Genomic DNA, 7078 nt, shown 5'->3' on the forward strand with positions numbered 1-7078 from the left:
ATTCATTCATCGCATCGGCGAGCACATGTCATTCCCAAGACAGTGCACCACCGGTTTGGTATTCAATGACTCGCGTCTCGAAGAAGTTACGTTCCTTCTTCAGGTCGATCATCTCGCTCATCCACGGGAACGGGTTCTCCTCGTTCGGGAACAGCGGATCGAGACCGATCTGCTGGCAACGGCGGTTGCAGATGAAGCGCAGATAGCTCTTGAACATCGACGCGTTCAGTCCCAGCACGCCGCGCGGCATCGTGTCCTCGGCGTAGCGGTATTCGAGCTCGACCGCATGCTTGAACAGCTCGCGAATCTCTTCACGGAATTCGCGCGTCCACAGGTGCGGGTTCTCGAGCTTGATCTGGTTGATGAGGTCGATGCCGAAGTTGCAGTGCATCGACTCGTCGCGCAGGATGTACTGATACTGCTCCGCCGCGCCCGTCATCTTGTTCTGACGGCCGAGCGCAAGAATTTGCGTAAACCCGACGTAGAAGAACAAGCCTTCCATGACGCAAGCGAAAACGATCAGCGACTTGAGCAGCTTCTGATCGGCCTCGAGCGTGCCCGTCTTGAACGCCGGATCGGTCAGCGTATGGATGAACGGGATCAGGAACTCGTCCTTGTCGCGGATCGAAGCCACCTCGTGGTACGCATTGAAGATCTCGCCTTCGTCGAGACCCAGCGACTCCACGATGTACTGATAGGCGTGCGTGTGGATCGCCTCTTCGAATGCTTGGCGCAGCAGGAACTGGCGGCACTCCGGTGCCGTGATGTGCCGGTAGGTGCCGAGCACGATGTTGTTCGCGGCCAGCGAGTCGGCCGTGACGAAGAAGCCGAGGTTGCGTTTGACGATGCGGCGCTCGTCTTCGGTCAGACCGTTCGGATCTTTCCAAAGCGCGATGTCGCGCGACATGTTGATTTCCTGCGGCATCCAGTGGTTCGCGCAGCCGGCGAGATACTTCTCCCACGCCCACTTGTACTTGAACGGTACGAGTTGGTTGACGTCGGTTTGGCCGTTGATGATCCGCTTGTCGGCCACGTTCACGCGCGCTTCGGATGCCACCTGCTGTGCAGGGGGGGCATAGGCGGCGAAGTCGTCCGCGAAGATGTTTTGCGCCAACGGAGCTTGCGGTGCGACGCGTGTCGCTGCTTGCGTTCCGACGGCCTGCCCCGCGGGGTTGCGCAACGTGTTCAGTTGCGAACCGCTCGAGGGAGTTACGGCAGTCGTCTCGTCATCCCAGTTGAGCATAAATTCTCACCATCAATTTAGATCGGTTTGTACCATCTTTTCACGAGCGATAAAAGGGCTCGCTCATGAAAATCCCTGTTTTTCGATTCGCGCTGCGACCTCGATACAACACTTTGTTCGTTGAGTCGCGCACGCGAGATCGTCGATGAGTCGTGAAGCGTCGTCTCGATGTGGTCGCGGAGCGTCACGAGCGAGCGTGCAAACGTCGATCGTTCACACTTCGCATCACGCTCTCTCGTCCGCACTCGGATACCAAAGATGCGGCGACGAAGACTTCATTGCGTTGCGCTCGCCATCATCCAAACATCGCATCGACGATGGCGGTCGTCACACTCTCGCACATCGCTCATACGCCAACATCGCATCCGCAAACGTTGCTGCAGGAGCGGTGTTTCGTGCCCCGAAAGTGTAGCATCGCGCGCCCTTCGAGAGAAGCGAAACATACAAAATATAGTGCAGACAGAAGGCGATAGGACAATATCTTGTGTGTCGATCGCGACAAGCGGCACGTGTGCGCCATGCCCCGAACTCGAGTGACTTTCGTCACTGGGCGCGCAAGGAGCGGGCCGAATACGGCTCGGTACCGCGGTCGAATCGAGCGCCAGCCCGACTGCGCACGCGCGATAAAAGAAAAACGGGCCGGCGCCGTCCGCTCGAAAGCGGGAAGACGCCGGCCCGAACGATGCGGCCCAATCAAAGCGCCGCAATGTGCGTTACTGGCAAGCCTCGCATTCGTCGAAACCCGGATCTCCCGGACGCAGCATGCAGACCGGACCATCGGGCTGCGGCTCTTGATCGGCCGCGCTCGCCGCGTTCAGTCCGCCCATCGGCGAACCCGCGCCGCCGATTGCGCCGCCCGTTGCGCCGAAACCACCGGCCGCACCGCCACCGCTCGCGCCGCCGTCGGCCGACGGCACCGCGTTGAGCGCGCCGTGCGCGACCGTCGATTTCTCGACGTGCGTCGCAGCCATCGTGCGCAGGTAGTAGGTCGTCTTCAAACCGCGCAGCCAAGCGAGCTTGTAGACCTCGTCGAGCTTCTTACCCGAGGCGCCGGCCATATAGATATTCAGCGATTGCGCTTGGTCGATCCACTTCTGACGGCGCGAGGCCGCTTCGACGAGCCACTTCGGATCGACTTCGAACGCCGTCGCATAGATCGCGCGCAGGTCTGCCGGTACGCGGTCGATACGCGAGAGCGTGCCGTCGAAGTACTTCAGATCGGCCACCATCACCTCGTCCCACAGGCCGCGCGCCTTCAAATCACGCACGAGGTAGTCGTTGACCACCGTGAACTCGCCCGACAGGTTCGACTTCACGTACAGGTTTTGGAACGTCGGCTCGATACAGGCCGAGACGCCGATGATGTTCGAGATCGTCGCGGTCGGCGCGATCGCGACGCAGTTCGAATTGCGCATGCCGTAGGTGGCGATGCGTGAACGCAGCGTCGCCCAGTCCATCGTCTCGGACGTATCGACCTCGACGTAACCGCCGCGGGCTTCGGCCAACAGCTTCAGCGTGTCCTGCGGCAAGATGCCGCGATCCCACAGCGAGCCGCGGTAGCTCGAGTAGCGGCCGCGCTCTTCGGCCAACTCCGTCGAGGCATAGTAGGCGTAGTAGCAAACGGCTTCCATCGAACGATCGGCGAACTCGACCGCTTCGTCCGAGGCGTAGGGCACGCGCAGCAGGTGCAGACAGTCCTGAAAGCCCATGATGCCCATGCCGACCGGGCGATGCTTCAGGTTCGAATTGCGCGCCTTCGCCACGGCGTAGTAATTGATGTCGATGACGTTGTCGAGCATACGCATCGCCACGCTGATCGTGCGCTTGAGCTTGTCCTGATCGAGCGCGTAGCTGCCGTCGGCCTGCTTCACGAGGTGCGCGACGAGGTTCACGGAGCCCAGGTTGCAGACGGCGATTTCGTTGTCGCTCGTGTTCAGCGTGATTTCGGTGCACAGATTCGACGAATGGACGACGCCGACGTGCTGCTGCGGCGAGCGCACGTTGCACGGATCCTTGAACGTGATCCAGGGATGGCCCGTCTCGAACAGCATGCCGAGCATCTTGCGCCACAGTTGGGCGGCCGGGATCTTCTTGAACAGCTTGATCTCTCCGCGCGCCACCTTCTCTTCGTACGCCGTGTAAGCCTTTTCGAAGTCGGCGCCGAACTTGTCGTGCAGGTCCGGACAGGTCGACGGCGAGAACAGCGTCCAATCGCCGCCTTCCATAACGCGCTTCATGAACAGGTCGGGAATCCAGTTCGCCGTGTTCATATCGTGCGTGCGGCGGCGATCGTCGCCGGTGTTCTTGCGCAGTTCCAGGAACTCCTCGATGTCGAGGTGCCACGTTTCCAGATAGGCGCAGACGGCGCCCTTGCGCTTGCCGCCCTGGTTCACCGCCACGGCCGTATCGTTGACGACCTTCAGGAACGGCACGACGCCCTGCGACTTGCCGTTCGTGCCCTTGATATGCGAGCCCAGCGCACGCACGCGCGTCCAGTCGTTGCCGAGACCGCCCGCGAACTTCGAGAGCAGCGCGTTTTCCTTCAGCGCTTCATAGATGCCGTCGAGATCGTCGGCGACCGTCGTCAGATAGCACGAGGACAGTTGCGAGCGGCGGGTACCCGAGTTGAACAGCGTCGGCGTCGAGCTCATGAAGTCGAACGTCGACAACACGTTGTAGAACTCGATGGCGCGCGCTTCGCGGTCGATTTCGTTCAGGGCGAGGCCCATTGCGACACGCATGAAGAATGCCTGCGGCATTTCGATGCGCGTGCCTTCGACGTGCAGGAAGTAGCGGTCGTACAGCGTTTGCAGGCCGAGATAGCCGAATTGCAGGTCGCGGCCGGCCTCGAGGGCGGCGCCCAGACGCTTCAGGTCGAACTGCAGCAGTTTTTCGTCGAGCAGCTCGGCTTCGATGCCGCGCTTGATGAACTGCGGGAAGTACTCGGCGTAACGCTCGCCCATCTCGTGCTGCGTCACTTCCTCGCCGAGGATTTCGCGGCGGATCGTGTGCAGCAGGATGCGCGCCGTCACTTGGCTGTAGGCCGGGTCCTTTTCGATCATCGTGCGCGCCGCGAGGATCGCCGAGTCGTAGACCTGGCTCATCGGCACGCCGTCGTACAAGTTCTTGACCGTTTCCGTGACGATCGGCTGGGCGCTGACCGCCTCGCCCAGTTGGTCGCATGCCGATTCGATCAGCGCCGTGAGCGCGTGCAGATCGAGCGGGCGCGTCACGCCGTTGTCGACGACGTTCAACCCAGAAGACGGCGCCGCCGTATCTTGGTCGTGGCCGCGCTCTTGGTTGCGCTTTTCGCGGTACAGAACGTAGGCGCGCGCGACGTTGTGCTCGCCGCCGCGCATCAGCGCGAGTTCGACCTGATCTTGAATGTCTTCGATATGGAACGTGCCGCCGTTCGGACGGCTGCGCACGAGCGCGCGCACGACGTTTTGCGTCAACTGCTCGACGAGTTCGCGCACGCGCGCGGAGGCGGCGCCTTGTCCGCCGTTCACGGCCAAGAAGGCCTTCGTGACGGCGATCGCGATCTTGGACGGCTCGAACGACACGACGCTGCCATTGCGGCGGATCACTTTGTAGTCCGCGAAGGTCGCCTGCGGCGCGAGCGGCTGCGTATAGGCAGCCTGCCCACCGACGGCGCGCCCGGTCTGCGCGCCCTCGTGCTGGCTCGTCATGTTGTCGGTCGTTTGCATGTGCAAAGCTCCTGATCTTCGATGTGCGGTCAAACCGCGGATTGGAACAACCGTCGCGCCACCCCGAGCGCGAGGGATGAGGGGCGGGAGTGAAACCCCGAAGATAGAACGCCGGGCCCCAAGCCCGGCGTTCCACCCGCATGTCTTAACGCTAGCCGGGCATCGCCCCGCATGATTCGCACGCCGCTTTCGAGCGCCCGAAAAACTAGGACACCTCGTCGCATTAACACAACATCTAGTGCGATAGCGTTGTAGTGCTACCAAGTATAGTAGAGCAGCGGGCCAATTCAAAAAGGTTTATTTGAGGGCGAACGCTTGACTTTTCATTAAGCGAGTCGGGACAAGGACTTACCGCGAACGCAAGCGGCACGCGCCTTTGCACGGGGCGAGCGACCCGGCGGACACCGCCGTTCAGGTTCGCCTATAGGGGAAATACCGATCGGCCAAAGCCGTCTCGCGCTGCAAGCGGGCCCAATCGAAGTGAGGGCCCGGGTCGGTCTTACGCCCGGGCGCGATATCGGAGTGGCCGGCCAGCGCGTCGATCGGATAATGCGCGAGAAGGGCCGTGACGAGCGCGGCAAGCGTCGCGTATTGCGCCGACTCGAATGGGCTCGCGTCAGTCCCCTCGAGTTCGATGCCGATCGAGAAATCGTTGCAACGTTCGCGCCCGAAGAAGTTCGACACCCCCGCGTGCCAGGCTCGCTCGTCGCACGAGACGAACTGCTCGAGCTCACCGTCGCGCCGAATCACGAAATGCGACGAGACGCGTAAGCCGCGAAGGTGTCGATCGTAATAGGGATGCGCGTCGCAATCGAGGCGATTGAGAAAGAGATCCGCGATGGCGGTACCGCCGAACTCACCCGGCGGCAGACTGATGTTATGGACGACGACGAGCGAGGGCTCGGCTGCCGCCGGGCGTTCCTCGAAGTTCGGCGAGGGCAGCGCCCGCGCGCCGCGCACCCAGCCGTCGGCGGCGACGGCGAAACGCGCCGCGCTCATCGACCGTCGCGGCCGCCCGCGGCCGCCGCATGGCGCCGCGCATGATCGACGCTGCAAAAGTACTGCGCGCCGAACGCGATCGAATCGCTCTTGGGTGCATGCACGCCGCATACAGCGCACCGCACCATCGGTTCCGCGAGTTGGCGCGGTCCGCGCTGCGGGGGCGCAGCCCCGGTAGCCTGGCCGCGGGACGCGCCTTGCCCCGCCGCGCCGCGGGCCGCGGTGCCGGTTTGGGCGGCGCGCATCGTCTTCACGAGCCAACGCGCGGCGAAGATGAAGACGACGAGGAGAAAGATTTGGCGCATGACGATCAAACGACGGGACGGTGCAGCAGGACCTCGAAGACGAAGCGGCTGCCCACATAGGCCAGAAGCAAGGCTGCGAACGACGCGAGCACCCAGCGCAGCGCGGCCCGTCCTCGCCATCCCGATAGTTGGCGCCCCGCCAGCAGCGCCCCGAACATCAGCCACGACAGCACCGCGAACACGGTCTTGTGATCGAACGTAAGTGGGCGGTCCAGCAACTGCTCGCTGAAGAGCACGCCGGATACGAGCGTCAGCGTCAGTAGGACGAAGCCCGCGCCGATCAGGCGAAAGAGCAGCTTTTCGAGCGTCAGCAGCGGCGGCAGCGTATCGAGCCATCCCGCGAACCACCCGCTGCCCTCGCCTTCCAGCGTGCCGCGCCACGCGTGGAGGCGGCGCTCGGCGAACAGCATCAGCACGGCGTGCAAGGCCGCGATCGCGAACAATCCGTAAGCGATGTTGGCGATGATGAAGTGCGCCTTGAATAGTGGCGCGGCCGCATACACGAGGACGTGCACGCCGCCGAAAACGAGCGGCAGCAGAGAAGCGACGCCGGCGAGCGGCAGTACGAGAAGCCCGAGTCCCTCGAGCGGGAAAAAGAAGCTTTCGATCCAGTAGATGACCGCGCCGAGCCAGAACATCGCCGACAGCGCGAACGCGAAGCCGAACACCATGGCATCGCGCGGGAAGATCGTGATATGCAGCAGCACCCCGTGCAACGCGAGCGCGACGAAGAGCAATGCGCGCGTCGCGCGCGGCGCGCGAGCGGACGGCGGCTCGCGCCGCGCGGCGGGCATCGGCGGCACGCTGGCGAGCATCGACGCGCC

General features: G+C 63.0%; 5 protein-coding genes. All 5 read right to left on the reverse strand.

Annotation, left to right across the window (positions count from 1 at the left end):
- Positions 1–28: 28 nt before the first annotated feature.
- Positions 29–1243: a ribonucleotide-diphosphate reductase subunit beta gene (locus DXT59_RS10110; protein WP_116136761.1), complete on the reverse strand. Its 1215-nt coding sequence runs from the start codon at positions 1241–1243 to the stop codon at positions 29–31.
- A 713-nt stretch (positions 1244–1956) separates the two neighbouring features.
- A complete protein-coding gene (locus DXT59_RS10115) occupies positions 1957–4950 on the reverse strand; it encodes a ribonucleoside-diphosphate reductase subunit alpha (RefSeq protein ID WP_116136762.1) in 2994 nt (997 codons plus the stop codon).
- A gap of 411 nt (positions 4951–5361) precedes the next feature.
- The gene (ampD, locus tag DXT59_RS10120; RefSeq protein ID WP_116136763.1) at positions 5362–5949 is read right to left on the reverse strand and encodes a 1,6-anhydro-N-acetylmuramyl-L-alanine amidase AmpD; all 588 of its coding nucleotides are present in this window, start codon (positions 5947–5949) and stop codon (positions 5362–5364) included.
- Positions 5946–6254: a PP0621 family protein gene (locus DXT59_RS10125; protein WP_116136791.1), complete on the reverse strand. Its 309-nt coding sequence runs from the start codon at positions 6252–6254 to the stop codon at positions 5946–5948. The genes ampD and DXT59_RS10125 overlap by 4 nt, the downstream gene beginning before the upstream one ends.
- 5 nt (positions 6255–6259) lie before the next feature.
- The coding region (locus DXT59_RS10130; RefSeq protein ID WP_116136792.1) for a cytochrome C assembly family protein at positions 6260–7078 on the reverse strand (819 nt) is incomplete at its 5' end.

This window comes from Trinickia diaoshuihuensis, assembly GCF_003390925.1.
Taxonomy (GTDB): Bacteria; Pseudomonadota; Gammaproteobacteria; order Burkholderiales; family Burkholderiaceae; genus Trinickia; species Trinickia diaoshuihuensis.

What these genes read in the sequence shown, in the direction of transcription:
- DXT59_RS10115 (WP_116136762.1), bottom strand. Translation starts at nt 4,950, where the DNA reads ATGCAAACGACCGACAACATGACGAGCCAGCACGAGGGCGCGCAGACC.
- DXT59_RS10110 (WP_116136761.1), bottom strand. Translation starts at nt 1,243, where the DNA reads ATGCTCAACTGGGATGACGAGACGACTGCCGTAACTCCCTCGAGCGGT.
- DXT59_RS10125 (WP_116136791.1), bottom strand. Translation starts at nt 6,254, where the DNA reads ATGCGCCAAATCTTTCTCCTCGTCGTCTTCATCTTCGCCGCGCGTTGG.
- ampD (WP_116136763.1), bottom strand. Translation starts at nt 5,949, where the DNA reads ATGAGCGCGGCGCGTTTCGCCGTCGCCGCCGACGGCTGGGTGCGCGGC.